This window comes from Streptomyces swartbergensis (genome assembly GCF_002148965.1).
Taxonomy (GTDB): Bacteria; Actinomycetota; Actinomycetes; order Streptomycetales; family Streptomycetaceae; genus Streptomyces; species Streptomyces swartbergensis.
Genome location: NZ_NGFN01000750.1, coordinates 1 through 997 on the forward strand (window position 1 = coordinate 1; position 997 = coordinate 997).

At 66.1% G+C, this 997-nt stretch carries 1 protein-coding gene and 1 pseudogene; one reads left to right on the plus strand and one right to left on the minus strand.

Annotated features, from left to right (window positions below; translation table 11 throughout):
• Positions 1-219, minus strand: a pseudogene (locus CA983_RS44085) (hypothetical protein); the annotation flags it as partial.
• A gap of 397 nt (positions 220-616) precedes the next feature.
• On the opposite strand from CA983_RS44085, the gene CA983_RS44090 reads away from it, so the two are divergent.
• Positions 617-997, plus strand: a 381-nt coding sequence (locus CA983_RS44090; protein WP_143645869.1) for a GntR family transcriptional regulator, incomplete at its 3' end; no start/stop codon positions are given.

Here is a 997-nt window from a genome sequence, read left to right on the forward strand (position 1 = left end):
CTTCTCGCCCTCCGTGACCTTGTCGGAGATGCAGTGCTCGCGGATCTTGAGGACCTTGTCGCCCATGATCCGGCGCCAGGTGCGGCAGTCGGGGCAGGCGATCGACTTCACTTCGCCCGGACGGACGTTGAAGTCCTCCGGGGCGATGGTGCTGAGCAGCAGCGGCGCACGACGGTTGGTGTTCTTGGTCCGGACGCGACCGGGACGCTTGCGGGGCATCGAGTCCTCCTGACGTGAGAGCGGGTGCGGGTGCTGCCTTCTCTGCCGCACCAGGCCCGGCCTTTCGGCTGGGTGGTCCTGGCGGACAGACAGCGCAGCAGCGCCGTTCGAGGTGGATCTGTGGTGCTCGATATTCGGTACAGGCGCCTCGGCCGGGGGAGCTCGGCTCACCCCACTGCCGCCACCTCCGAGGAGGCGGTGACTCCTGCTGTTTTGCATGGCGTTCGCGACCTCGTTAACGAGGTGCGCTATAGAGTAGACTCATCCTCGTTAGCGTTGTCAAGAGAACTCGTTAACGAGGTGCTCTCGCCGCGTAACTGTCTGCGGGTCAAGGCGGCGCCCCTCCGGCGGCTCGATAGTCAGCGGCCCTAGGATCGCTAACGAGGTAGGGAGAGGCATGGCAAGTGAGACGAGCCCGCAGAGGCCGAAGTACCAGCGCATTGCCGACGACCTGAAGGCGGCGATCGAGTCTGGCGAGTACGGCCCCGGTGATCGGCTGCCAGGTGAGAGCGCGCTCGCCGCCCAGTACGGCGTTGCTGTGCTCACCGCCCGCCAGGCGCTCAAGATCCTGAGGATCGAAGGCCTGGTGGAAACGAAGAAGGGCGCCGGCGCCCGAGTCATCGAGTTCCGCCCGATCCGGCGCCACGGCATTCAGCGACTGGCACGTGAGCAGTGGGGCGCTGGCAAATCCATCTGGTCCGCCGACGAAGAGCGTCCAGTCACCATCGACGTCCGCGTCGACACCGTGGCGGCTCCCGTACACATCGCCCGGATGCTG